The sequence below is a fragment of the Sinorhizobium arboris LMG 14919 genome, assembly GCF_000427465.1.
Lineage (GTDB): Bacteria > Pseudomonadota > Alphaproteobacteria > Rhizobiales > Rhizobiaceae > Sinorhizobium > Sinorhizobium arboris.
Genome location: NZ_ATYB01000014.1, coordinates 3,063,774 through 3,085,929, shown reverse-complemented (window position 1 = coordinate 3,085,929; position 22,156 = coordinate 3,063,774). Strand labels below are relative to the sequence as shown.

The window sequence follows — 22,156 nt, the reverse complement described above, 5'->3', positions numbered from 1 at the left end:
TGGAGGATACGATGACTGCTTCCAACCGTACCGCGCTCGTAACAGGCGCAAGCCGCGGTATCGGCCGCGCCATTGCCATCGGCCTCGCGCAGCGCGGCTACGATGTCGCCATCAACGACATCGAGCGGCAGAAGGATGCTCTCGCCGGTGTGGCGAAAGAGGTCGAGGCGCTGGGCCGGCGCGTTCTGAGGGTCTGCGCCGATGTCAGCAGCAAAGCCGATGTGACGGCGATGGCGAACGCCGTCGGTGACGCCTTCGGCCATCTCGATGCCGTGGTCAACAACGCCGGAATATTGATTGCGGGAGATGTCGAAGGCCTTAAGGAGGAATACTGGGACAGTGTCATGGACGTGAACGCCAAGGGAACCTTCCTGGTCGTCCAGGCGGTTCTGCCGATGATGAAGGCGCGCAGATATGGGCGTATTGTCAACATCGCCTCGATCGGAGGCAAGCATGGCGCACCGGAACAGGCCCATTATTCCGCATCCAAGGCTGCGGTGATGGGGTTCACGCGCGTGCTGGCCCAGGAAGTGGGTGCTGACGGGATCACCGCCAACTGCGTGTGCCCCGGGATCATTCTCACCGATATGGGGCGGGTCAATCTCGACGATCCCGCGGTCCGGAAGAATTGGCAGGACAAAACCGCCATGCGCCGCATCGGCGATCCCGAGGATGTTGTCGGTGCGGTGGCCTTCTTTGCTTCGGACGATGCGGCTTTCGTGACCGGACAGACGCTGAATGTCGATGGCGGCGTCGTGCTAAGCTGACGACTATCCGGCGGCGGCCGGAGTGGTGCAGCATGCCGCGAAGCCGTCGGTGATGATGTCCTTTGGAAGGTTGCGGCCGATGAAGACGAGGCGCGAGACGCGCTCTTCGTCGTCCTTCCAGGGGCGCTGGTGGTCGCCTTCCACCAGCATGTGGACGCCTTGAACGACATAGCGGTCGGTATCGCCGGCAAAGGCGATGATACCCTTCATCCGCAGCATGTCCGTGCCGAAGGCACGGGCGGTCGTCTGAAGCCAGCGAAAGAATTTCTCCGGGTCGACGGGCCGGCGTTCGACCAGTGAAAAACTGACAACATGATCGTCATGCTCGTGATCGTGCTCCTCGTCGAGAAAATCGGGCTCGACCTCGAGAATGCGGTCGAGATCAAACGCGTTGCGATCAAGCAGCCCGGCGATATCGAGATCGCAGCGCTCGGTCCTGAGGATGCCGGCCGTCGGGTTGATGCGGCGGATGCGATCCTCCACGGCCTTCACGCCCTCGGACGACACCAGGTCGGTCTTGTTGAGAATGATCGTGTCGGCGAAGGCCAATTGCTCCTGCGCCTCATGCGCCCGGTCGATCTCGTCGAGAAGATGCTTGGCATCGACCACAGTGATGATGGAGTCGAGCCGTGTCTTGGAGCGGACGTCCTCGTCGACGAAGAATGTCTGCGCGACGGGCGCCGGATCGGCAAGGCCCGTGGTCTCGATCAGGATGCCGTCGAATCGGTCGCGCCTGCGCATCAGCGCTTCGATGATGCGGATCAGGTCGCCACGCACCGTGCAGCAGATGCAGCCATTGTTCATTTCGAACACCTCCTCGTCGGCATCGACGATGAGGTCGTTATCGATCCCGACCTCACCGAACTCGTTGACGATGACCGCGAATTTCCTGCCATGCGGCTCGGAGAGGATGCGGTTGAGAAGCGTGGTCTTTCCCGCTCCGAGATAACCGGTGAGGACGGTGACGGGGGTGGGGGCAAGCTGATCGGGCATTGACGAGAACCTCTGTCGCATGGACGGCCGGAGGCAATGCTCCGGCTTATGGATACGTTATTACATTTCGTTGTGTAAACGTAATAACGTAACCCCACCGGGGGTTGTCAAGTCCGATCCTGACAGCTTCTGCAGAACAGAGGGTCCGCCGATCTTCCGGACTGCCCGATGCTCTCAAAGCGGCTGCATGCGCCGCATGTCGGACAGTTGGCGCTTCATCTGGTGGATGCGCGCCTGATAGTCTGCCGGCCGCCGCATTGCGACGCTTGTGGAGAGGATGTCTATGATGACCAGGGCGGCGATGCGCGAGATCGTAGGCGTGTACATATTGGTGTTTTCCAGCGTCTCGACGATCAGCGAGACGTCGCAGTAGTTCGTCAGCGGCGAGTCCGATCCGGTCAGACAAATGACGGTCGCTCCATTGTCGTGCGCGATGCGCGCGATCTCGATGATGGAACGCGTCGTGCCGGTATTCGAAATCACGAAGGCGACCTCTCCCGGTTTCATCATCGAGGCCACCATCACCTGCTGATGCGAATCCAGTTCCGCGCCGCACGGTATTCCGAAGAGCGGGAATTTCTGCTGGGCGTCCCGTGCGACGATCCCCGATGCGCCGAAACCGAAGAAGACGATGGACTTGGCGGCTGCAAGTATGTCGATCGCCTTGTTCAGAGCCTGCTTGTCCAGCCGGGAGCGCGCCCAGTCGAGGCTCGTCATCGTATAGTCGAAGATCTTCTCGGCCACCGTCTCCGGCTCATCGGTGTCCAGCAGCACGGAATGCGTGGCCGGCGTGCCGAGCGCCAAGCTTTGGGCAAGCCGTATCTTGAAATCTGGAAACCCGCTGCATCCTATCGCCGTCGTGAAGCGCAAGACGGTGGGCTGGCTGACCTGAGCGAGCGCGGCCGTTTCGCCGACAGTAGCATTCAGAATGCGGCGCGGATCCTCCAGGACGACATCGGCCACCTTCCTGTCGGATTTGCGAAGCTCGGTACGCATGGTCCGGATGACTTCGATGATGTTTCGTCCGCCAAGGCTGCGCCCTTCGACGCGCGAATCGGTATCCATGAGCAAGTTGTCCTTTTTCGATTTGCTCCATGTTACCGCATGCTCCCTTAAATTGGAGAGGAGGAGGGAACATACAGCCGATCAAAGTGCTATAGCGTCCTTCGTGCGTCCGATAGATCCGCGGCGCTACAGGGAGCCCATTCGTAAGCGGTCCCCGTTCGCGCCCTCAACAGCTGCGGAGACATGGTCGATCGCGCCGCGGCGTCGATGTGCTCCGGTTCGATCGTGTTGAAGTCGAAGAGACCGTAGTGATGGGCGACCATCGTTGCGACGCCGATCGCGCCGCTCAGCTCGACCGCTTCGGCGAGCGTGAGATTGCCGGGCACGCCCCGGGTGGAGAGTTCCGGGCGGCGCCCATTGACCGGCAGGAGCGCGACATCCGGCTGCATCGCCTTGACCTCCTCGGCAAGCCCGTCGAACGGAACGGTGTCGCCGGAATGCCAAATCGTGACGTCCCGGCTTTTCAGCACGAAGCCGAGGAACCGGTGATCGCCGTTTTCGTTCCGCTCCAGCGTCTCGTGCGCGGAGCGGGTGGCGACGATACGGAGGCCATGGCCAAGCTCGAGCGCCTCGCCGGCATCGACCGAAAGAATGCGTTCCTCACGGATCCCCGATCTTTCGAGCGCCGCGGACATGACCGCACGCGGAGCCACCAGCCGCGCCGACGGATTGGCCGCGAAGAGAGCCGGCAACGTTCCCGGGTCCATGTGGTCCGTGTGGGCATGGGTGCACAGGACGTAATCCACGCCGGCGAGCGCGGCCGGCTCGATCGGGGCCGGCATCATGCGGCGATGCGGGTACTGCGTTCCCCGGTACTTTGTCGCAAGCGAATCGGAAAGATACGGATCGACGACCAGGCGGGCGGCCGCCATGTCGATGACGAATCCCGCCTGACCGAGCCAGAGGAGGCGCGCGGCGCTTCCGACCTTTTCCGACAACTGCTCGGCAAGCGAGCCGTCGAACCGCCTCTCCGTCAATCTGCCCGTCATCGCCCGTCAATCCTTCAGCGCCGAAAGAAGATTGTCCGCGGCGATCCGGGTCGCGCGGTCGACGCTTTCAGCCGTGAAACCGCCGATATGGCTCGTCGCGATGACCCGCCCATGACCCGCCAGCCGTAGCGAGACCGGAGGCTCGGGTTCGAAAACATCCGTTGCGTAACAGCCGACGCGTCCCTCGTCCAAGGCTTCGATCAGTGCGTCCTCGTCGACCAGCCGCGCCCGGGCCGTGTTGACGAGAACGAGTCCCGGCCGGGTCGAGCCCAACCGCTTGTGGTCGAGCAGCGCGGAACCGTCCTTCGGCAGCGGGCAATGCAAGGACAGGATTTCCGCCTCGCCGACGATCTCGTCTATCTCGGCATATTCGAAACAGGCCGATGGCAGGTCCAGGTTGGGGCGAACGGGATCGTAGGCAATGACTTTGGCGCCAAGAGCGACGACCATCCGCGCCACCTCGCGCCCGATCGCACCGCAGCCGATGATGCCGACTGTCCGGCCGCGGATTTCCATTCCGCGGATGCGGGGCCAATTGCCAGCCTTGATGCCTGAGTCGGCGAGCGGGATCGAGCGCAGGGCACTGAAAACGAGACCGAGCGTGAGTTCCGCGACGCCGAGGGCGTTCGCGCCCTCGGCAACCATGATCCTGACGCCCCTCTTCGCCAGCATGTCGACGGGCAGGTTGTCGACGCCGACGCCGTTGCGGCTGATCGCCTTCAGGTTTTCGGCCGCTTCGACGACGCGCGGCGTCACCGGCTCAACGCCTGCGAGCCAGCCCACGCATCCGGGAACGAGTTCGACAAGCTCGTCTTCGGTGGGTGTCGCCCCCGCACGTGAATAGACGATATCGAAACCGCTGTCGCGCAGACGCTCCACATCCGGATGCGGTTCTGCGGTGAGCGAGCGCGGCGTTACGAGGATTCGTGCCTGTGAGGTCATCGTCCGGCTGCCTCGCGGGCAATGTCGGAAATCCGGTCGAAGCGAGGGCCGGAGGTCGGGATGTCGACATTGAAGACCTCGGCGATGACCTGTGTCCATCCATGAATGAAATAGGTCCAGCCGTCCACGACCCGGAGCGACTGCTGCTCCAGCTGAGCGCGCGCCTGACTGAGAAACACGAGGTCACCCCGGTAATTGAGGTCCCAGGCGACCGCCCTTTGTGGAAATTGCGCGGCGTCGGAGAGCGGCGAACCGGGTGCATCCTTTCCGAGGCCGGTCGCATTGATGATGAGCGAGCCTGGCTTCAGTCGTGCCAGGACTGCATCGTTGTCCTCGGCCTGCGGCGCAAGGACGTATTCGACGGGAGCGTCGCTTTCGATGCTCTCGTGAATGCGCCGGATTTCGTCCAGGCGATGCTGGCTTCGGTTGGAGACAACGATTCGGCCGGGAACGTCCCTGCCGCGCGACCGGCGCATCAGGTGCCAGGTCAGCGCGATCGTCGAGCCGCCGGCACCCATGGAGAAAAGGTCCGCGCCGGTGCGGGCGAAATAGCCCTCTCCAAGAAAACCGTCGATTGCGAGGCCCGAGGAAATCGGGTCCTTGGCATGGCAGACGAGCTTGCCGTGCCGTTTCGAGATGCAGCTTGTCTCGTCCATCAGCTCCGCATGCGGGTCGATGACATCGAAGAGATCCCTGCAGGCGGCAAAGAGGTCGATCTTGTGCGTCGTCACCAGCGCGCCCATGGAAAGGGGGTCGTCGCGGATGAATTCGACGGCCGCGCGGTAGGCGGCCGGATTGTCGTGAAGCTTGAAGTCGATTCCGGTGATGACCGCGTCCTTCAGGCCGAGATATTCCGCCCATGCCGGGAAGACCTTCATGATCGAGCTTTTGCCCGTCGTCACGCCGATGAAATACAGCGTCGGCCGCGTAGCTGGCTGATAGTGGGTCACGCGCGCTTCTCCAGGGCTTCACGGGCCGCCTTCACGGCGGCCGCTGCGTTGCGGGAAATGTCGGGGAAGCGGCCTTCCCGGATATCGTCGGTCTTGGCGATCCAGGTGCCGCCGACCGCGACCACCTGCCTGATTGCCAGCCATTCGCCGATCGTTGCTTCAGTGACGCCGCCGGTCGGAATGAAGCGGACGCCAAGGTGCGCGAAGGGTGCGGCAATGCCGGAAAGCGCTCTCGGGCCACCCGCCACGCCTGCCGGGAAGAACTTTGCCAGCCGGACGCCTCGCGCCGTCGCGAGCGTCAGGTCCGTCGGCGTCATGACGCCCGGGCAGAATGGCAGGGCCGCAGCCTTGGCCGCATCGACGACCTCGGGGTCGTATCCGGGCGCAAGCGCGAAACGGGCGCCGCATGCGATCGCCTGATCGAGGCTCTGCCTGTCAAGGATCGTGCCCGCGCCGATGCAGAGATCCGGCCGGGCGTCGCGGATCGCCGCCAAGACATCAGCGGCGGCGTCCGTACGAAAGGTTATCTCGGCAACCGGCAGCCCGCCCTCCAGAAGGGCGTCGGCGAGCGGCACCGCGTCGGAAACGCGTTCGATCGCAACCACGGGCACTACGCCGAGACGGGCAATAAGATCGATCGGGTTTTTCATGGGGGCTTGCTCCTTCAATCTGTCCGTTGCTCAGGCATATCGTTTCATCAGGCTCGCGACGGCCTCGCCGCTGCGTGCGCGGTATTCGCCGTTCTCGACGAGCTGCCAGCCGCCCCTTGCATCGCTCACGACGCGATGACGCATGCCGTTGGATGCTTCGATGATCCCGTAATCCTGGCCGCTGTCGGAGGGATAGGCGAAGACCATGACGAGATCGTCGTCGCCGACATTGATGGAACGATGGATCCAATAGGGCGGAACGTAGCAGATCGTCTGTGGGCCGATCTCGACGATGCGCGTCTCACCCTCGGGCGATTCGAGCTGCATCAGGCCCTTGCCCGCCTGGCCGTAGTATATTTCCGGCCGGTCCGCCTTTGCGTGAATATGGCCCCGCGTCAGGAAGAATTCCCGGCCGACCAGGCCGGGGCTCATCCGGGTCACGCCGTAGATCAGATCGCCGGCGTGATCGCCCGGGCGGAAATCCTCTACCTCGTAGACAACCGGATTGCCGAGCCGACGGATGAGGTCCGCATATGCCGTTGCGTCTTCGTAAAGTCCTTCGAGATCGCTGAGCCGCTTTTCATAGCGTCCCGTATTTCCGCTCATCGCGCCGCTCATTGCGTCGACTACGCTCGTGACCGGTTCTCTCAACATTTCAACCTCCAGATTGCGTAGTAAAAGTACATAAATGAACAGAATGATACCCGCAAGGGCAAAAATTCGCACGATAAGCGCCCAGAAAAGCCGCGGGTGGGCCAAAAAATCATGTTGACGATGAAAAGATATGTAACTACGCTACATTTCGGCCAAGAAGAGAGGCTCGCGATCAATCGCGTCCACCCGGAGGAGAACTCATGACCCGCACATCAAAGACCGCGCTCAAGATTGCATTGGCTGCTGCCGCATCGCTGCTGGCGATCAGCGCCGCCGAGGCTGCCGAGTGCAGGATCGGCATTTCGATGAAAACGCTCGACGCTCCCTACTTCGCCGCGCAGGAAGTTTCCGCCAAGAAACATGCCGAAGAGCTCGGATGCGAGGTGATCTCAGCCGACGCTCAAAACGACCTCAACAAGCAGATTGCCGACATCGAAGACATGGTCGCCCAGGGGATCGGCGCGCTGATTGTCAATCCGCGTGACAGCAAAGGCATGGTTCCGGCGGTGAACGCCGCGACGGCCGCCGGCGTGAAGGTCTTCGTCATCGACTCCACCCTGGATCCGACGGCAAACTTCGTGACGCTGGTGCAGTCTTCCAATAGCCGCAACGGCATGCTCGTCGGACAGTGGCTGGCCGACCAGACGAAAGGCAAGGACCTGAAGATTGCGCTGCTTTCCGGCGACAAGGGCAATGAAGTGGGGCAAGAGCGCCGCCTGGGCGTGCTGGCGGGCCTCCTCGAGGGGCAACTGCGCAACGAAGGCCGGGCGCGCTTCGAAGTGGTGGGCCAGGGCTGGGGGCTCTGGGGTCACGAAGGTGGCCTCAAAGCGATGGAAGACCTGCTGGTCGCCAATCCGGACATCAATGTCGTGCTCGGCGAGAACGACTCGATGGTCCTCGGCGCCCGCAAGGCGCTGGAACAGGCGGGCCGCGTCGAGGACGTGCTGCTCCTGGCCGCTGCCGACGGACAGAAGGAAGCGCTGCAGATGATCAGGGAGGGCACCTACGGCGCCACTGGCCTCAACGATCCGGCGCTCGTCGCCTCGACGGCCGTAGACCTCGCCAAGAAGGCGCTCGACGGAGAGCTGCCCGCGGACCTTTCGAAGGTCACCTACACGACGCCCACGGCGATCACGAAGCAAAACGTCGATCAGTACTACAAGGCCGACGCCGTCTTCTGATGCACTGATCCTCCCCGCCGGCGGGTTCTTCGCGGCTCGCCGGCCGCCATCCGTCGGGACGGTTCCAGGACCTGCCAGGCGTGAAAGAGGCATTTTTCACCATGGAAAATCTCGTAGAACTCTCCGGCATCCGCAAATCCTTCGGCGGCGTCCATGCGCTGCAGGGCGTGGACTTCGCGCTTCGAGCAGGCGAGGTTCACGCGCTTCTCGGCGAGAACGGCGCGGGCAAGTCGACCCTCATGCGGGTGCTCGGCGGCGAATACCGCGCCGAGGCCGGAACGGTAAAGGTCGCGGGCGAGGAGCCGCATTTCCGATCGCCTTCCGACGCCATATCGAAGGGTATCGCGATCATCCACCAGGAGATGGCGCTTGCGACGGACCTGACCGTGGCCGAAAACATCTTCCTATCTGAAATTCCTTCCGTCATTTCCTGGCGCGGTCTCAACAGTCGGGCTCGTGAACTGATCGACAGCCTCGGCTTTTCCATCCACCCGGGTGCGGCCGTGGGCGATCTCTCCGTTGCCCATCAGCAGGTGGTCGAGATCGCCAAGGCGCTGTCCCGCAACGCCCGCGTCATGGTCTTCGACGAGCCGACGGCGGTGCTGTCGGTGCAGGATGCAGAGCGCCTGCTCGGCATCATCAGGGCGCTGCGCGAACGCGGCGTCGGCGTGATCTATATATCCCATCGTCTCGACGAAGTGTTCCGCATCGCCGACCGCATCACGGTCATGAAGGACGGCGCGTCGGTCGCGACCGTCGAGCGCTCCGCAGTCGAGATCGACGATGTCATCCGCATGATGGTCGGCAGATCGCTCAAGGCGCTTTTCGGCGAGGATGTCGAACGGCTGCCCGGTGACGAGGTGCTGCGCGTCGAAAACCTCTCGGACGGCGACCGCATCGGGAACGTGTCGCTGCGGCTGTGCGCCGGCGAGATCATCGGCCTCGGCGGCCTCGTCGGCGCGGGCCGTACGGAATTCGTCCGACTGGTCTTCGGGGCCGAACGGGCGCAGTCCGGCCGCATCTTCGTGCACGGCAAGGAGAAGTCCATCCGCAAGCCCGGCGACGGGGTCAAGGCCGGCATCGGCCTCGTGCCTGAAAACCGCAAGGAGCAGGGGCTCGTTCTTGATTTCCCGATAAGAGTCAACGCCACCATGGCGAAACTCGGCCCCCTCGTGAATCGCTTCGGCTTCGTGCGCCGTGCACGGGAAAGGACGGCGGTGGAGAATCTGGCAAAGCGCCTGCGCCTCAAAGCCGGCAGCCTCGACGATCCTGCGTCCAGCCTCTCGGGCGGAAACCAGCAGAAGGTCGTGCTCGCCAAGTGGTTCCACGCCGATGGCGACATCCTGATCTTCGACGAGCCGACCCGCGGCGTCGATGTCGGCGCCAAGACCGAGATTTACTCGCTGATCAAGGCACTCGCCGCCGAGGGGCGGGCGATTCTCGTCATCTCTTCCGAACATCTCGAACTCTTCGGACTTTGCGACCGCATCCTCGTCATGCGCGAGGGCCAGATCACCGGCGAGCTCGGCCCGGACGACTATACCGAGGAAAAACTCCTGAAGCTGGCGATGGTGAGCCCTGTCGCCCCGCCCGAAAACAGGCCCGAAAAGAGGGTTGTGAACCGATGAGCAGCACCATGTCAGACTTGGCTGAAACTACTCGCCCGTCAATCAATCTCAGCCAAACCCTGCAGCGTTACGGCACGATTGCGATCCTGGTCGCGCTCGTCATCGTGGCAACCTCCATGTCCGATGTATTCCTGACCGAGCGGAACATTCTGAATGTGCTGCGCCAGATCTCCGGCACGAGCCTGATGGCGATCGGGATGCTTTTCGTCATCCTGACCCGCGGCATCGACCTTTCGGTGGGCTCCGTAGCAGCACTCGGCAGCGTGCTTTCGGCAATCGTCGTCCAGAAGTACGGGACCGGTCCTTCGCTGACCGTTACCCTCCTGGCGGGCGCCGCCTGCGGGCTGGGTTCCGGGGTGCTCGTCGCCTTTCTCAAGCTGCCGCCTTTCGTAACGACGCTTGCGATGATGACGGTCGCGCGCGGGTTTTCGCTGATCATTTCCGCCGGCCAGCCGATCGTGATGGGCGACAGCGGCGCGGCGATCACCGCTTTCGGTTCGGGCGCGATCGCCGGCATTCCCTATCCGGTGATCCTGATGGCAGTCGTGTTCCTCATTGCCGGCACCGTGCTGATGTTCACGCGTTACGGCCGTCTCGTGAAGGCGATCGGCTCGAATGTCGAGGCGGTCCGGCTCTCGGGCATTCCGGTCGCATGGTACACCATGTCGGTCTATGTCATCTCCGGCGCGCTTGCCGCGGCCGCCGGGATCGTGTCCGCGAGCCGTACCGGCGTCGGTTCGGCCAATATCGGCGTTGGCGCGGAACTCGATGCGATCGCCGCGGTCGTCATCGGCGGCGCGAGCCTGATGGGCGGACGCGGTGGCGCTTTCAACACCTTCATCGGCGTCATCGTGCTCGGCATCATCGCCAACATGATGAATCTTGCCCGCGTGCCCGGTTATCATCAGCAGGTCTTCATGGGTTGTATCATCATCGGCGCCATGCTCCTTCAATACGCATCCAACTGGCTGCGCCGGTAGGAAGCAGACACCTTGCCCGGAGAGGACGGGGCGGCGGAGGAGGCGGAATTGGCTGCATTGATATCCGAAGACTTGTTTTTGACGATCGACGTCGGCACGGGCAGCGTTCGCGCCGCTCTTGTCGACCGGCACGGCCAGGTGATTGCCATCGCGGCGCGGGAGCACGAGCAGATCGTGCCTCAGTTCGGTTGGTCCGAACAGCGGCCGGCCGATTGGTGGACCGGCGTCGCCGCCTCGATCCGCGACGTGCTTTCCGGCGAGCCGGATGCCAGACGGCGTATTGCCGCCGTTTCGGCTTGCTGGCAGATGCACGGAACGGTTCTGGTCGACGACAAGGGCGGCCTCGCGCGCGAGACTGCGCCGCTGTGGAACGACAAGCGCACCATCGCTCACGTTGCGGCCTTCGAGAAGCGTCACCGGCCATCGACCTATCTCGCCGACAGCGCAAATCCGGCAACACCCGCCTGGCCCGGCTTCAAGCTGCAATGGCTTCGCGACGAAGATCCCGAAGCCTGGCGCCGAACGGCAGCCGTTGTCATGCCCAAGGACTGGATCAATCTGAAACTCACCGGTGAGATCGCCATCGACCGCACCGATGGCGGCGCGAGCTTCCTGATGGACCCGCGGACCGGGCAATGGTCCGAACGGATGACCGGTCTGCTTGGTCTGGACAGGGCGAAGCTCGCGCCGCTGCGCAACCCGATAGAGATCCTGGGGCATGTGACTGCCGAAGCGGCCCGCGAGACCGGTCTTCGCGAAGGCACGCCCGTGCTTGTCGGCGGCGGCGACTATCCCGTTGCGCTTCTCGGCTCAGGTGTCTACCGCCCCGGGATCGGCTCGGAAGTGATGGGCACCTCCGCGATCATTACCGCAATTGCCGAAAAGCCGCTGCTCGACGCGCAGGTCTCGAATGTCGGTACGGTTGAGGGCAACTGGGGCGCCTTCATGCTGCTCGAATCCGGCGGGGACGCCATGCGCTGGGCGCGGCGTGCCTTCCATGAGAAGCAGGCCGGCTATGAAGAGATCGTCGCCAAGGCGGCCGAGGCGCCGGCCGGCGCCGACCGACTCTTTTTCATGCCCTATCTCGCCGGCGAGCGGCTTGGCCACCACCGCAATGCCCGCGCCCAGTTCTTCGGTATCGGAGCGACGCACGGGCTCGCGCATATGCATCGTGCGGTGCTCGAAGGCGTGGCCTTCGCGGTCAAGCGGCACATCGACATTCTCGACCGGATCTCCGGAGCGCCGATGGAGCGCGTCATCGCATCCGGCGGCGGCGCCAGGACGAAACTCTGGCTGAAAATCAAGGCGAGCGTCTACGGCATTCCAATCCTGGTCCCGGCCGAGGCCGAATGCGGCATCGTCGGTTGCGCCGCAATGGCGGCGACGGCGACCGGCCTCTTTCCGCGGGTCGAGGACGCCGCGGAATCCTACGTCCGCTACAGTGAGGAAATCACGCCGGATCCTCGATGGACGGAGACCTACCGGCCGATGCAGGCCTTTTTCGAGAAACTCTATCTTCACAGCCAATCGCTCTATGACGATCTCGACCGGTTGCCATCATGAACCGCAGGGCCGTTCTCTTCGATATGGACGGAACGCTGGTCGACAGCGAGCTGCTGCATTTGGAAACGATGGCGGCGGCAGTCGAGAGCTTCGGCTATATGCTGCCCGAAGGCTTTGGCGACCGCATAACCGGAATGGCGATCGGCGACTGCCACGCATTGCTCGCCGAGAAAATCGGCTTCGCGCCGGCTGCCGCCGACCTGGTCCAACGGAAATATGCCGCCTATGTGGAGCGCGCCGGCGGTCTCAAGATGCGGGCTGGCGCCAGGCAGGCATTGTCGTTCGTCCGGACTTCGGGAGCGGCGATCGCCATCGTGTCGAATTCGGACCGCATGCTTGTCGACGCAAACCTCTCCGCCGTCGGACTTCAGTCCCCTGGACTGGTCAGCGTGACGCGCAACGATGTCCGTCATGGCAAGCCGAACCCCGAACCCTATCTTCGCGCCGCCTGGCTGCTCGGCGTCGAGCCATCCGATTGTATCGTCGTGGAGGACAGCGCGCCCGGGGCACATGCCGGACTTGCCGCAGGCATGACGGTCATCGGCTGGCCGGAGCCGCATCGCGCCGACATCGTCTTTCCCGCCGGAACGATCATCGCGGAGCCGCACGACCTCATCGCGATGCTCCGGCCGCGTCTCTCCCATTCCTCTGAAACCTCTACCCTTCCAAGGATCGCCTGACATGTATCTCGACAAATTCAAGCTCTCCGGCAAGGTCGCCGTCGTCACGGGTGCCGCTCGGGGCATCGGCCTTTCGACCGCCGAGGCGCTCGCCGAAGCCGGCGCCACCGTCGTCCTTACCGACATGAGTCCCGATCTGCTTGCTGCCGCGAGGGAAGGGCTGAGGGGCAAGGGCTATGCGGTGGATAGCGAGGTACTCGACGTGACCGACGTGAAGGCGGTGCAGGCCGTGCACGACGCGATCGTCGCACGCCACCTCCGCGTCGACATTCTGGTCAACAATGCCGGCATCGCGATCTCCAACCACCCGGCCGAGACCATGGCGGACGAGGTCTGGAACAAGGTGATCGACGTCAACCTCAACGGCGTCTTCTGGTGCTGCCGCGCCTTTGGGAGCACGATGCTGAAGCAGGGGACGGGGTCGATCGTCAATATCGGTTCGATGTCCGGCTTCATCGCCAATCGGCCGCAAGAACAGGCGAACTACAACGCGTCCAAGGCAGCCGTGCATCATCTCACAAGGTCGCTGGCAGCCGAGTGGGGTGCGCGGGGCGTGCGCGTCAACTGCGTCGCGCCGACCTATATCGACACGGAAATGAACAAATATGTCTATGAGGACGAGGAGATGTACCGCCATTGGGTCGGCGGAACACCGATGAACCGGCTCGGCCGCACGGACGAAGTCGCCTCCGTCGTCCTCTTCCTGGCAAGCGATGCCGCAAGCCTTATGACCGGCTCGATCGTGCTCGCCGATGGGGGCTATGTATGCTGGTAAAGCCGGTGCAGCCGGGTGTTGCCCGAGGTGCGCGGTTCCCCGGACGCTATATCCAGGGTGTCGGCACGACCGCCCGGCTCGGCAAGGAGGCGAGGGGCTTCGGCGAAAAGGCCATCGTCCTTCTCGACAACGGCGTTTTCGACCTGCTGAAGGCTGATGTCGAAGCATCTTTCGCAACTGGTCCGAAGGTGGAGATCCTCCGCCATGGCGGTGAATGTTGCGAGCGCGCGATCGCGGCCCTGGCGGCGGAGGCGCAGTCCGCGGGCGCGTCTGTGATCGTCGGCGCGGGCGGAGGCAAGGCGCTAGACACCGCCAAGGCGGCAAGCCGCGATGCCGGACTTCCGGTTATCGTCTTCCCGACGATCGCGGCATCGGACGCGCCCTGCAGTGCGCTTGCCGTCGTCTACAACGAGGACGGTACGGTTGCCTACGACACATTCCTGCCGAGCAATCCGGATCTTGTGCTGGTGGATACCGCATTGATCGCCCGCGCACCGGCCCGGTTCCTCGCCGCCGGCATCGGCGATGCACTTGCGACATGGTACGAGGCCGAATCCTGCCGCCGAAGCGGCGCGCACAACTGTATGAAGATGCCGGGCGTGCCGCTCGCCTACGAAATCGCGCGTTTCTGCCGAGACACGATCTTCGAGTTCGGTCCGGCCGCACTTGACGAATGCGATGCGAAAACGGTCGGGCTCGCGCTGGAACGCGTCGTGGAGGCGAATATTCTCCTCTCGGGCATCGGCTTCGAGTCGGGCGGCGTCGCGGCCGCGCATGCCATTCACCATGGGCTCTGCGAGCTTGCCGACGTGCACCACCATTTGCACGGCGAGAAGGTCGCGATCGGTGTGCTTGCGGGACTCAAGCTCAACGGCATGGATGACGAATACGAGCGCGTCCGGCAGTTCTGTCTCGCCGTGCGCCTGCCGACGACGCTCGCCGGTATCGGCATTGCCGAAGCGACACCCGAAAAGCTTGCAGTCGTGGCGAAGCGCGCCTGCCGGGCGGGCGAGATCATTCACAACGAGCCGATCGCCGTGACCGAGGAAATGGTCGTCAGGGCGCTCGAAGCGCTCGTATGATCGCGGAGGGGAGTATGAAGGAAGTGGACGCGTTCAGGGCCGGGCTTTTCTCCGGCAAGACGGTGTTGGTTTCTGGCGGCACGAGCGGCATCGGCCTGGCGCTGGCCAAGGGTTTCGCGCAAGCCGGTGCGAGCGTCATTGCGACGGGCAGCTCGGAAAAACGCCTCGGGGCGGCAAAGGCGGAGAATGGTAGCGGACTCGATTTCCGGCGTCTCGACGTGCGCGACAAGGCCGCGGTCGCGGCTCTCTTTGCCGGGCTCGGGCGGCTCGACGTGCTCGTCAATTGCCAGGGGATTGCCCGGCCGGATGCGGAATGGGATGAAGAGACCTTCATGGACGTGATGGACATCAATCTCTCCAGCGCCATGCGGCTTTCGCGCGAAGGCTTCTCGCTCCTGAAGGAGACGCGGGGCAGCATCGTCAATGTCGCATCCATGCTGAGCTATCTCGCCGACGAGTCGGTGCCGGCCTACACGGCGAGCAAGACGGGCATCGTCGGCCTGACGCGGGCCCTCGCACACAAATATGGCCGCGAGGGCGTGCGCGTGAATGCCGTCGCGCCGGGCTATCACCGCACCGACATGACGAAGCCTCTGTGGTCGGAGCCGGAAAGCGAAAGCAGGATCAGCGGTCGCTCGGCGCTGAAACGCTGGGGGACGACGGAAGACCTCGTCGGGCCGGTTCTCTTCCTTTCGTCGCCCGCCGCCGAATTCGTCACTGGTATCACGCTGCCGGTGGATGGCGGCTATCACGTTGGATAGGTCAGAGCCCAGTTTGGTCTCAGAGCATTTCCAGGAACAGTGCGTAGGGGTTTTCCGTGCGGAGGTGCGTAGTTCGATGCTTTAAACGCTCTGGTGACGAGATCCCGCCTCCACCGCCTCAGCTCTTCATGAACACGTAATCGGTCTCCTGCCGGAGCGTTTCGCCGGGTCTCAGCACCGCCTTCGGGAAACCTTGGTGATTCACCGCATCGGGCCAGATCTGCGTTTCGAGGCAAAGGCCGGCGAAGGGGCCGTAGCGCCGGCCTTCGAGGCCGGGAACCGGTACGTCGAGCTTTTCTCCGGTATAGAGCTGGATGCCGGGCTCCGTCGTCAGCACTTCCAGCGAGATGCCGGAATTGATGCTGCGTACGAGCGCCACGGAGCGCTTCCGCATTCGTTCCGGCGAGAGGCAGAAATTGTGGTCGTAGGCTATCCCGTCGCCGTCGAGCTGCCGTCTCAGCGAGGTCATTTCGCGCAGATCGAAGGCGGTGCCGGCGACGGGGCGGATCTCGCCCGTCGGAATCTGCCGCTCGTCGGTCGGCAGGTAATGGTCTGCGGCGATCATGATGTCGTGACCGAATGCGTTCGGGCTGCCATCGAGGTTGAAATAGCTGTGCTGGCAGACATTGGCGAGAGTCGGCGCGTCGGTTTGCGTTTCGTAGACGACGTTGAACGTGCCGCCCGGTTTCAGCGTATAGGTGCAGGTGATCGTGCAATTGCCCGGATAGCCGGCGCGGCCGTCCGGATCGGTGATCTCGAGCGTTACGCTGTCTTCGGCCAGCCTGAGGATCGACCAGTTGCGCTTGCCGACATTGTCGCTGCCGCCGTGGAGATGCGTGGCGCCCTTCTCGTTGAGCTCGAGTTGATAGGCCTTGCCTTCGAGCGCGAAGCGGCCGCCGCCGATGCGGTTGGCGTTGCGGCCGGGGGTGGCGCCGAAATAGGAGGAATGGGCCGGATAGCTTTCGAAATCCTCGAAGCCGAGCACGAGCGGGGCTGCATGTCCTTCGAGCCGCAGATCCTGGATGACCGAGCCCCAGGTGATCACCGAGGCCGTCAGCCCGCCGCCCTTAAGCGTCATGCGGTGTACGGGCTCGCCGGAGGGCAGGTGGCCGAAGATTTCCGTGTCTGTTCCCATGCATCTCCCCATTTTCCGCGAGTCGGCGCCAACCTGCTGCATTTCCGGCGGTGCGGCAACCGGAAAGTCATGCTTTTTACTTCAACGCTCTCCGATCTTCGCCAACTCGTAGGGCGTCGTCTGGTAGATCTCGTTGATCCAGTTGCCGAAGAAGAGGTGTGCATGGCTGCGCCAGCGGTTCTGCGGCGGAAGCGCTGAATCGTTGTGCGGGAAATAGTCGTGCGGCAGCTTGATCGGCACGCCGGCATCGACATCGCGGAAATATTCCTCGGACAGGGACGTCGAATCATATTCGACGTGATTGAACATGTAGAGCCGATTGCCCTTCTTTTCATGCACGAGGCAGACGCCCATCTCCTTCGACTCCATCAGGATCTCGAGGCCCGGCACCCGGTCGATGTCGGAGCGGCGCACTTCGGTCCAGCGCGACACGGGCACAGCGAAATCGTCGGAAAAGCCGTTCAGATAAACCGAGGAGGGTTTGAGGTTCTGGTGGCGGTAGACGCCGAAGGCCTTCTCCTTCAGCGGATACTTCGGAACTCCGTGGAAATGGTAGATCGCTGCCATCGCGCCCCAGCAGACGTTCAGCGTCGAATGGACGTTGGTCGCCGTCCAGTCGAAGATGCGCTGCAACTCCTTCCAGTAGGTGACCTCTTCATATTCGAGCGTCTCGACCGGCGCGCCGGTGATGATGAAGCCGTCGAACTTGCGGGCCTCCACGTCGTCGAAGGTCTCGTAAAAGGCGAGCAGATGCTCTTCGGGCGTGTTCTTCGGCCGGTGGCCGTTGACCCGGACCAGCGTCAATTCGACCTGAAGCGGCGTGGCGCCGATCAGCCGCGCCATCTGGATTTCGGTCTTGATCTTGTTGGGCATGAGGTTCAAGAGTCCGATCTGCAGCGGCCGGATATCCTGGCGGATCGCCGCGGTCTCGGTCATCAGCCGCACACCCTCGTGAACGAGGGTTTCGAAAGCGGGCAGCGTATCGGGTATCTTGATGGGCATGGGTGTCCACTCGATCGAATACAAAAAAACCGGCGGCGAATTGATCGCGACCGGTCCTCGGAAATCTATTGTTCCCTCGGCCCTTTAGCGACTTCTTTAACGTGGCTGCAAGCCGGCCGGCCAAATCACCACGGATGGTTTGATAGCGCGAGGCAGGTATCGCGGTCAATGAAAAAGGATTCGACGGCCTCGAGCGGCCTCTCTCATCCCGCTGCCGCGACCTTCTCCCCGCAAGCGGCGCGAAGGGACGAGGGCGCTCTTCCAGTTCCCGCACGCCGCTTGCGGGGAGTGGACTGGGGTAGCGTCTCTGCCTTACCCCCGAAACGCCGTGACCTCGATCTCGATCAGCATTTCCGGGCGGATGAGATCGCAAACGATCATCGTCGCGGCCGGGCGGATGTCGCCGAATGTCTCGCCGAAGATCGGGAAGACGCGATCGGCAAGGCTCGCATCGGTGACGTAGTAGTGGTTGCGCACCACGTCCGACAGCGAGAAACCGGCTTCCTTCAAGGCGTTTTCGATCGTCTTCAGGCAGTTGCGCGCCTGTTCCTCCACCGTTTCCGGCATGGTCATGGTGGCGTAGTCGTAGCCGGTCGTGCCGGAAACGAAGCACCAGTCGCCCTTCGCGACGGCGCGGGAATAGCCTGCCGTCTTTTCGAAGGGCGAACCCGACGAGATGAGCTTGCGCGTCATGCCGTAGCTCAGGCCCAGGGGCGCGAAGCGGCCGCCGCCTTCTCGAAATTGTCGATGGAGCGTCCCTTTTCGAGCGTGAGGCCGATATCGTCGAGGCCGTTCAGCAGGCAATGACGTTTGAAGGCATCGACCTCGAACTTGATCGAGCCGCCGTCCGGGCCGGTGATTTCCTGCGCTTCGAGATCGACCGTGAGAATGGCGTTGGAGCCGCGGCTGGCGTCATCCATCAGCTTGTCGAGGTCTTCCTGGCTGACGACGATGGGCAGAATGCCGTTCTTGAAACAGTTGTTGTAGAAGATGTCGGCGAACGAGCTCGAGATGACGCAGCGGATGCCGAAATCGAGAAGCGCCCAGGGTGCATGTTCGCGCGAGGAGCCGCAGCCGAAATTGTCTCCGGCGACGAGAATCTTGGCATTCTGATAGGCAGGCTTGTTGAGGACGAAGTCCGGATTGGGAGTGCCGTCCTCGTTGTAGCGCGCCTCGGCGAAGAGGCCCGTGCCAAGGCCGGTGCGCTTGATCGTCTTCAGGTAATCCTTCGGAATGATCATGTCCGTGTCGATGTTGACGACGGGCAGGGGAGCGGCAACGCCGGTGAGCTTGACGAACTTGTCCATGACTTGGCCTTCGATTTCAGCGGAAATGTCGATAAGCGTTTAGATCAGTTTTGCGCCGAAATGAAGGAGAATCTGCTTTCAGGGAGCGGGATGGGCGCGGAAAACCGCTTCACGCTCGTTCTCATCCCGCTTCCGGCAATCCGATTCTAAAGATCTATGATCGTCCCGCGCCCGTCGTTCCATATCCGCATTTCGCGCTGATTGCTTGTCGGATTCGAACGTGGGTGCGCTTGAGCATGCACAGGCCGTCCGTTGAGCTTGGCGGCGATGGCGCTGCCGACGGCAACAATGGCGGCGATCCCGGCGAGCGCCAGGGCGAGCGAGGCGGTGAACACGAAGGCCACGAGCGTGATGGTGATGGCAGCGGCCGTGAAGAGAACAGAGCGGATGCTTTGCATGATTGTCACCTTTCTGATCGGCATGTGGGTGTTGGCGATGCGGCTTGCAAGAGGGTTCGCTCGTCTCGTCTTGCGCAAAGGTTGAAAGGCAGGCACAACGAACGGCATGACAGGGAACAGCACCAGAGCAATCGACCATCATCCCGTGCGGCTGCGCCGCTCGGTGCTCTCGGTTCCGGCCGACAATCAGCGTGCGCTCGCCAAGGTCTGCGCTCTGGCGGCGGACGCCGTCATCTTCGACCTCGAGGACGCGGTCTTGCCGGACCGCAAGGCTGGAGCACGCGATGCGCTCGTCCGGCATCTTGCCCGGAACCGGCCGCAGGGCGAAACGGTCATCCGCGTCAATACGGCGGGTTCCGGCTTCGGCGAGGCCGATCTCGCCGCGGCTCTCGCGGCCCGGCCCGATGCGATCCTTCTGCCCAAGGTCGAAAGCCCGGCCGATATTCAAGGCCCGCTCGACTGGCTTTCGGAAAGAGACGCGCCGGAAGAGTTGCGGCTCTGGGCGATGATCGAGACGCCGCACGGGGTCGTGAACGCGCCGGCGATCGCCGAGACCGGCCGCACGTCCGGCGGCCGGCTCGACTGTTTCGTCGTCGGGCTGAACGACCTTCGCAAGGAGACGGGCGTGCCCGCCCTTCCGGGCCGGACCTATCTCGTCCCCTGGCTGATGCAGATCCTTCTTGCCGCGCGCGGCAGCGGGCTGGACGCCATCGACGCGGTCTTCAACGATTTCCGCGATCCGGAAGGGCTCGAGGCGGAATGCCGACAGGGGCGCGACATGGGCTTTGACGGCAAGATGCTGATCCATCCGGCGCAGATCGAAGCGGCCAACCGGCATTTCGGCCCGGACGAGGCCGCGGTCGAGGAGGCGCGCGCGATCATCGACGCCTTTGCCCTGCCGGACCATGCCGGCAGGGGCGTCATCAACCTTCATGGCCGGATGGTCGAGCGTCTCCACCTGGAGCAGGCGATGAGGATCGCCGCCAAGGCGGACCTCATCGAAAAACGAAAGGCAAAATCTTGAAACTCTACCGCTTTCTCACCGGCCCCGACGACGCCGCCTTCTGCCACAAGGTGACGGCCGCATTGAACCAGGGGTGGGCGCTGCACGGCTCGCCGACCTATGCCTTCAATGCCGATACCCAGCACATGCAATGCGGCCAGGCGGTGGTGAAGGAAGTGGAGGGCAAGGACTATCACCCGGATATGAAACTGTCGGAGCAGTAGGGGGCCCGGCCCTGCGGTCGGGTATGCGTCGGCGTCGACAGGCGGTCATGATCCGTGCTTCGCCGACCAGTCTTCCACGCGAAGGCCTTCGATCCGTTTGAACTCGCCGACATTGTTGGTGACGAGCGTCAGGCCGCGCGCTTTCGCCTGACCGGCGATCAACACGTCATAGGGACCGATGGGTGTTCCCTTCGCGGCCAGGGCGGCCCGGATACCGCCGGCGGCAAAGGCGTCGCGCTGGTCGAAATCGAGGATCGGGAAATCCGCAAACAGCAGGCGCAAGGTTTCCAGATTGTGCTGGACTCTCGCGCTCTTCTGCGCACCGTAATACAGTTCATGCGCGACAATCGGCGATAGGCCGATCGTCCCTTCGGGGCTCTGGAGCACTCGGTTGACCAGTATTTCCGACCTGCGGCCGATCAAGGCGATGACAGCGTTGGTGTCGAGGAGATGCGAAATCACGGAAATACCGTGTCAAGATCCGGCCGATCCTGTGGTTCTGACTGCTCGCGCCCGCTCTGCGTGAAATCCTCGCTGACGCCACGCGCCAGCGCCGCCTTCAGCGACGACCATGTTTCACCGCGCTCGACATGCGGGCGCAGAATGAGCGCATCGCCCTCTTGCGTGATTTCCACACGATCGACATCGAGGCGAAATTCCTTCGGCAGGCGAACCGCCTGAGAGTTTCCGGATTGGAATACGCGCGCGATGTGGGGCATGGTGCGCCTCCTGTCGTATATACGAATCTGTATATACGTCGATTCGGCTCCGGATTCAAGTGACGGATGTGTGAGTGTCGGTTTGCGGGCGCAGGTCCCGGCGGCCGTGGACGGGAGTCCTGCTCAGCCGCCCACATGCTCCACGCTTTCCTCAATCCGTTCCATGTCGTCGTCCGACAGGCCGAAATGGTGGCCGATCTCGTGGATCAGCACATGGGTGATGATGTCGCCGAGCGTTTCCTCGTTTTCGGCCCAGTAGTCGATAATCGGGCGGCGGTAGAGGGTGATGCGGTTCGGGAACTCCCCGGTTTCCATGGTGAAGCGTTCGCCGATGCCGCGGCCTTCGAAGAGGCCCAGCAGGTCGAACGGCGTTTCGAGCGCCATGTCTTCGAAGACATCGTCGCTTGGAAAATCGGCGACTTCGATAGTGAGGTCCGTCGTCAGCTTGCGGAATTCCTCAGGCAGGTGGCTGTAGGCTTCAAACGCGAGCTGTTCGAATACGGTAAGCGTCGGTGCGTGGCGTTCCCGCCAATCATCGGTCTGGTCAATGCGGGCCATGGGCACTCCTTGTCGTCTTCATATAACGATTTTGCCCCGGTTTTTCGAGGGATGAATTCTTCCCCGGAAGGAGGAAGGAATATATTCTCAATATTGGTTGTTGACTCTTGAGGGCAGCTCTGGAATCCATAAGAACATAACATGAACATG

The 22,156-nt window shown here is 62.9% G+C and carries 26 protein-coding genes and 1 riboswitch; of the genes, 11 read left to right on the top strand and 15 right to left on the bottom strand.

Annotated features, from left to right (window positions below; translation table 11 throughout):
• The first annotated feature begins 11 nt into the window (after positions 1-11).
• Positions 12-767 carry an SDR family NAD(P)-dependent oxidoreductase gene (locus SINAR_RS0126180; RefSeq protein ID WP_028001829.1) on the top strand — a complete coding sequence of 252 codons (756 nt, stop codon included), beginning with the start codon at positions 12-14 and terminating at the stop codon, positions 765-767.
• A gap of 3 nt (positions 768-770) precedes the next feature.
• Here the strand turns inward: SINAR_RS0126180 and SINAR_RS0126175 are convergent, their stop codons facing one another.
• From SINAR_RS0126175 to SINAR_RS0126145, 7 genes are all read right to left on the bottom strand, one after another.
• Positions 771-1,760 (bottom strand): CobW family GTP-binding protein, encoded by a 990-nt coding sequence (locus SINAR_RS0126175; protein ID WP_028001828.1) that lies wholly within the window; start codon positions 1,758-1,760, stop codon positions 771-773.
• A gap of 174 nt (positions 1,761-1,934) precedes the next feature.
• Positions 1,935-2,825 (bottom strand): SIS domain-containing protein, encoded by an 891-nt coding sequence (locus SINAR_RS0126170; RefSeq protein WP_028001827.1) that lies wholly within the window; start codon positions 2,823-2,825, stop codon positions 1,935-1,937.
• 89 nt (positions 2,826-2,914) lie between these two features.
• The gene (locus tag SINAR_RS01000000133900; protein WP_084617668.1) at positions 2,915-3,814 is read right to left on the bottom strand and encodes an MBL fold metallo-hydrolase; all 900 of its coding nucleotides are present in this window, start codon (positions 3,812-3,814) and stop codon (positions 2,915-2,917) included.
• A 6-nt stretch (positions 3,815-3,820) separates the two neighbouring features.
• On the bottom strand, positions 3,821-4,756 hold the full coding sequence (locus SINAR_RS0126160) for a phosphoglycerate dehydrogenase (protein WP_028001826.1): 936 nt from the start codon (positions 4,754-4,756) through the stop codon (positions 3,821-3,823).
• Positions 4,753-5,706 carry a shikimate dehydrogenase family protein gene (locus tag SINAR_RS0126155; protein ID WP_028001825.1) on the bottom strand — a complete coding sequence of 318 codons (954 nt, stop codon included), beginning with the start codon at positions 5,704-5,706 and terminating at the stop codon, positions 4,753-4,755. The genes SINAR_RS0126160 and SINAR_RS0126155 overlap by 4 nt, the downstream gene beginning before the upstream one ends.
• On the bottom strand, positions 5,703-6,356 hold the full coding sequence (gene eda, locus SINAR_RS0126150) for a bifunctional 4-hydroxy-2-oxoglutarate aldolase/2-dehydro-3-deoxy-phosphogluconate aldolase (protein WP_028001824.1): 654 nt from the start codon (positions 6,354-6,356) through the stop codon (positions 5,703-5,705). The genes SINAR_RS0126155 and eda overlap by 4 nt, the downstream gene beginning before the upstream one ends.
• Positions 6,357-6,386: 30 nt before the next feature.
• Positions 6,387-7,010 (bottom strand): glucose-6-phosphate isomerase, encoded by a 624-nt coding sequence (locus SINAR_RS0126145; protein ID WP_028001823.1) that lies wholly within the window; start codon positions 7,008-7,010, stop codon positions 6,387-6,389.
• A 200-nt stretch (positions 7,011-7,210) separates the two neighbouring features.
• Between SINAR_RS0126145 and SINAR_RS0126140 the strand changes: the two genes are divergently transcribed.
• The 8 genes from SINAR_RS0126140 (at position 7,211) to SINAR_RS0126105 (ending at position 15,660) form a co-directional block, all read left to right on the top strand.
• Positions 7,211-8,191, top strand: a complete 981-nt coding sequence (locus SINAR_RS0126140) for a sugar ABC transporter substrate-binding protein (protein WP_033057588.1) — start codon at positions 7,211-7,213, stop codon at positions 8,189-8,191.
• A 101-nt stretch (positions 8,192-8,292) separates the two neighbouring features.
• Complete coding sequence (locus SINAR_RS01000000133895; RefSeq protein ID WP_050577552.1) at positions 8,293-9,819, top strand: sugar ABC transporter ATP-binding protein; 1,527 nt, start codon at positions 8,293-8,295, stop codon at positions 9,817-9,819.
• Entirely contained in the window at positions 9,816-10,799 is a 984-nt protein-coding gene (locus tag SINAR_RS0126130) for an ABC transporter permease (RefSeq protein ID WP_028001821.1), read from the top strand. The genes SINAR_RS01000000133895 and SINAR_RS0126130 overlap by 4 nt, the downstream gene beginning before the upstream one ends.
• Positions 10,800-10,859: 60 nt before the next feature.
• Positions 10,860-12,362 carry a xylulokinase gene (locus SINAR_RS0126125; protein ID WP_028001820.1) on the top strand — a complete coding sequence of 501 codons (1,503 nt, stop codon included), beginning with the start codon at positions 10,860-10,862 and terminating at the stop codon, positions 12,360-12,362.
• Positions 12,359-13,042, top strand: coding sequence for an HAD family hydrolase (locus SINAR_RS01000000133890; protein ID WP_050577551.1), 684 nt, complete (start codon positions 12,359-12,361; stop codon positions 13,040-13,042). Before SINAR_RS0126125 ends, SINAR_RS01000000133890 begins: the two co-directional genes overlap by 4 nt.
• 1 nt (position 13,043) lies before the next feature.
• Entirely contained in the window at positions 13,044-13,817 is a 774-nt protein-coding gene (locus SINAR_RS0126115; RefSeq protein ID WP_028001819.1) for an SDR family NAD(P)-dependent oxidoreductase, read from the top strand.
• Positions 13,808-14,899 carry a glycerol dehydrogenase gene (locus SINAR_RS0126110; RefSeq protein ID WP_050577550.1) on the top strand — a complete coding sequence of 364 codons (1,092 nt, stop codon included), beginning with the start codon at positions 13,808-13,810 and terminating at the stop codon, positions 14,897-14,899. Before SINAR_RS0126115 ends, SINAR_RS0126110 begins: the two co-directional genes overlap by 10 nt.
• 14 nt (positions 14,900-14,913) lie before the next feature.
• Positions 14,914-15,660, top strand: a complete 747-nt coding sequence (locus tag SINAR_RS0126105) for an SDR family NAD(P)-dependent oxidoreductase (RefSeq protein WP_028001817.1) — start codon at positions 14,914-14,916, stop codon at positions 15,658-15,660.
• 118 nt (positions 15,661-15,778) lie between these two features.
• Here SINAR_RS0126105 and SINAR_RS0126100 read toward each other — a convergent pair whose 3' ends face one another.
• The 5 genes from SINAR_RS0126100 to SINAR_RS0126075 form a co-directional block, all read right to left on the bottom strand.
• Positions 15,779-16,795 carry an aldose epimerase family protein gene (locus SINAR_RS0126100; RefSeq protein WP_028001816.1) on the bottom strand — a complete coding sequence of 339 codons (1,017 nt, stop codon included), beginning with the start codon at positions 16,793-16,795 and terminating at the stop codon, positions 15,779-15,781.
• 81 nt (positions 16,796-16,876) lie between these two features.
• Positions 16,877-17,866, bottom strand: coding sequence for a homoserine O-acetyltransferase MetA (metA, locus tag SINAR_RS0126095; RefSeq protein ID WP_028001815.1), 990 nt, complete (start codon positions 17,864-17,866; stop codon positions 16,877-16,879).
• Positions 17,862-17,939: riboswitch (SAM riboswitch) on the bottom strand. Its footprint overlaps the gene before it by 5 nt.
• Positions 17,940-18,109: 170 nt before the next feature.
• The gene (locus SINAR_RS0126090) at positions 18,110-18,490 is read right to left on the bottom strand and encodes a RidA family protein (protein ID WP_028001814.1); all 381 of its coding nucleotides are present in this window, start codon (positions 18,488-18,490) and stop codon (positions 18,110-18,112) included.
• A gap of 8 nt (positions 18,491-18,498) precedes the next feature.
• Entirely contained in the window at positions 18,499-19,104 is a 606-nt protein-coding gene (leuD, locus tag SINAR_RS0126085; RefSeq protein ID WP_028001813.1) for a 3-isopropylmalate dehydratase small subunit, read from the bottom strand.
• 146 nt (positions 19,105-19,250) lie between these two features.
• Entirely contained in the window at positions 19,251-19,502 is a 252-nt protein-coding gene (locus SINAR_RS0126075; protein WP_028001812.1) for a hypothetical protein, read from the bottom strand.
• A 106-nt stretch (positions 19,503-19,608) separates the two neighbouring features.
• Between SINAR_RS0126075 and SINAR_RS0126070 the strand changes: the two genes are divergently transcribed.
• Together SINAR_RS0126070 and SINAR_RS0126065 are read left to right on the top strand one after the other, a co-directional pair.
• Positions 19,609-20,526 (top strand): HpcH/HpaI aldolase/citrate lyase family protein, encoded by a 918-nt coding sequence (locus tag SINAR_RS0126070; protein WP_028001811.1) that lies wholly within the window; start codon positions 19,609-19,611, stop codon positions 20,524-20,526.
• Positions 20,523-20,729 (top strand): DUF1737 domain-containing protein, encoded by a 207-nt coding sequence (locus SINAR_RS0126065; RefSeq protein WP_028001810.1) that lies wholly within the window; start codon positions 20,523-20,525, stop codon positions 20,727-20,729. The genes SINAR_RS0126070 and SINAR_RS0126065 overlap by 4 nt, the downstream gene beginning before the upstream one ends.
• Positions 20,730-20,774: 45 nt before the next feature.
• Here the strand turns inward: SINAR_RS0126065 and SINAR_RS0126060 are convergent, their stop codons facing one another.
• From SINAR_RS0126060 to SINAR_RS0126050, 3 genes are all read right to left on the bottom strand, one after another.
• Positions 20,775-21,191, bottom strand: a complete 417-nt coding sequence (locus SINAR_RS0126060; RefSeq protein WP_028001809.1) for a type II toxin-antitoxin system VapC family toxin — start codon at positions 21,189-21,191, stop codon at positions 20,775-20,777.
• The gene (locus SINAR_RS0126055; RefSeq protein WP_028001808.1) at positions 21,188-21,448 is read right to left on the bottom strand and encodes an AbrB/MazE/SpoVT family DNA-binding domain-containing protein; all 261 of its coding nucleotides are present in this window, start codon (positions 21,446-21,448) and stop codon (positions 21,188-21,190) included. Before SINAR_RS0126055 ends, SINAR_RS0126060 begins: the two co-directional genes overlap by 4 nt.
• A gap of 123 nt (positions 21,449-21,571) precedes the next feature.
• Complete coding sequence (locus tag SINAR_RS0126050) at positions 21,572-22,006, bottom strand: metallopeptidase family protein (RefSeq protein ID WP_028001807.1); 435 nt, start codon at positions 22,004-22,006, stop codon at positions 21,572-21,574.
• Positions 22,007-22,156: the final 150 nt, after the last annotated feature.

Bases quoted from the DNA above. Each gene is read 5' to 3' on its own strand.
- SINAR_RS0126180 (WP_028001829.1), top strand. From the start codon at position 12: ATGACTGCTTCCAACCGTACCGCGCTCGTAACAGGCGCAAGCCGCGGT.
- SINAR_RS0126175 (WP_028001828.1), bottom strand. From the start codon at position 1,760: ATGCCCGATCAGCTTGCCCCCACCCCCGTCACCGTCCTCACCGGTTAT.
- SINAR_RS0126170 (WP_028001827.1), bottom strand. From the start codon at position 2,825: ATGGATACCGATTCGCGCGTCGAAGGGCGCAGCCTTGGCGGACGAAAC.
- SINAR_RS01000000133900 (WP_084617668.1), bottom strand. From the start codon at position 3,814: ATGACGGGCAGATTGACGGAGAGGCGGTTCGACGGCTCGCTTGCCGAG.
- SINAR_RS0126160 (WP_028001826.1), bottom strand. From the start codon at position 4,756: ATGACCTCACAGGCACGAATCCTCGTAACGCCGCGCTCGCTCACCGCA.
- eda (WP_028001824.1), bottom strand. From the start codon at position 6,356: ATGAAAAACCCGATCGATCTTATTGCCCGTCTCGGCGTAGTGCCCGTG.
- SINAR_RS0126145 (WP_028001823.1), bottom strand. From the start codon at position 7,010: ATGTTGAGAGAACCGGTCACGAGCGTAGTCGACGCAATGAGCGGCGCG.
- SINAR_RS0126140 (WP_033057588.1), top strand. From the start codon at position 7,211: ATGACCCGCACATCAAAGACCGCGCTCAAGATTGCATTGGCTGCTGCC.
- SINAR_RS01000000133895 (WP_050577552.1), top strand. From the start codon at position 8,293: ATGGAAAATCTCGTAGAACTCTCCGGCATCCGCAAATCCTTCGGCGGC.
- SINAR_RS0126130 (WP_028001821.1), top strand. From the start codon at position 9,816: ATGAGCAGCACCATGTCAGACTTGGCTGAAACTACTCGCCCGTCAATC.
- SINAR_RS01000000133890 (WP_050577551.1), top strand. From the start codon at position 12,359: ATGAACCGCAGGGCCGTTCTCTTCGATATGGACGGAACGCTGGTCGAC.
- SINAR_RS0126115 (WP_028001819.1), top strand. From the start codon at position 13,044: ATGTATCTCGACAAATTCAAGCTCTCCGGCAAGGTCGCCGTCGTCACG.
- SINAR_RS0126110 (WP_050577550.1), top strand. From the start codon at position 13,808: ATGCTGGTAAAGCCGGTGCAGCCGGGTGTTGCCCGAGGTGCGCGGTTC.
- SINAR_RS0126105 (WP_028001817.1), top strand. From the start codon at position 14,914: ATGAAGGAAGTGGACGCGTTCAGGGCCGGGCTTTTCTCCGGCAAGACG.
- SINAR_RS0126100 (WP_028001816.1), bottom strand. From the start codon at position 16,795: ATGGGAACAGACACGGAAATCTTCGGCCACCTGCCCTCCGGCGAGCCC.
- SINAR_RS0126090 (WP_028001814.1), bottom strand. From the start codon at position 18,490: ATGACGCGCAAGCTCATCTCGTCGGGTTCGCCCTTCGAAAAGACGGCA.
- leuD (WP_028001813.1), bottom strand. From the start codon at position 19,104: ATGGACAAGTTCGTCAAGCTCACCGGCGTTGCCGCTCCCCTGCCCGTC.
- SINAR_RS0126075 (WP_028001812.1), bottom strand. From the start codon at position 19,502: ATGCAAAGCATCCGCTCTGTTCTCTTCACGGCCGCTGCCATCACCATC.
- SINAR_RS0126070 (WP_028001811.1), top strand. From the start codon at position 19,609: ATGACAGGGAACAGCACCAGAGCAATCGACCATCATCCCGTGCGGCTG.
- SINAR_RS0126055 (WP_028001808.1), bottom strand. From the start codon at position 21,448: ATGCCCCACATCGCGCGCGTATTCCAATCCGGAAACTCTCAGGCGGTT.
- SINAR_RS0126050 (WP_028001807.1), bottom strand. From the start codon at position 22,006: ATGGCCCGCATTGACCAGACCGATGATTGGCGGGAACGCCACGCACCG.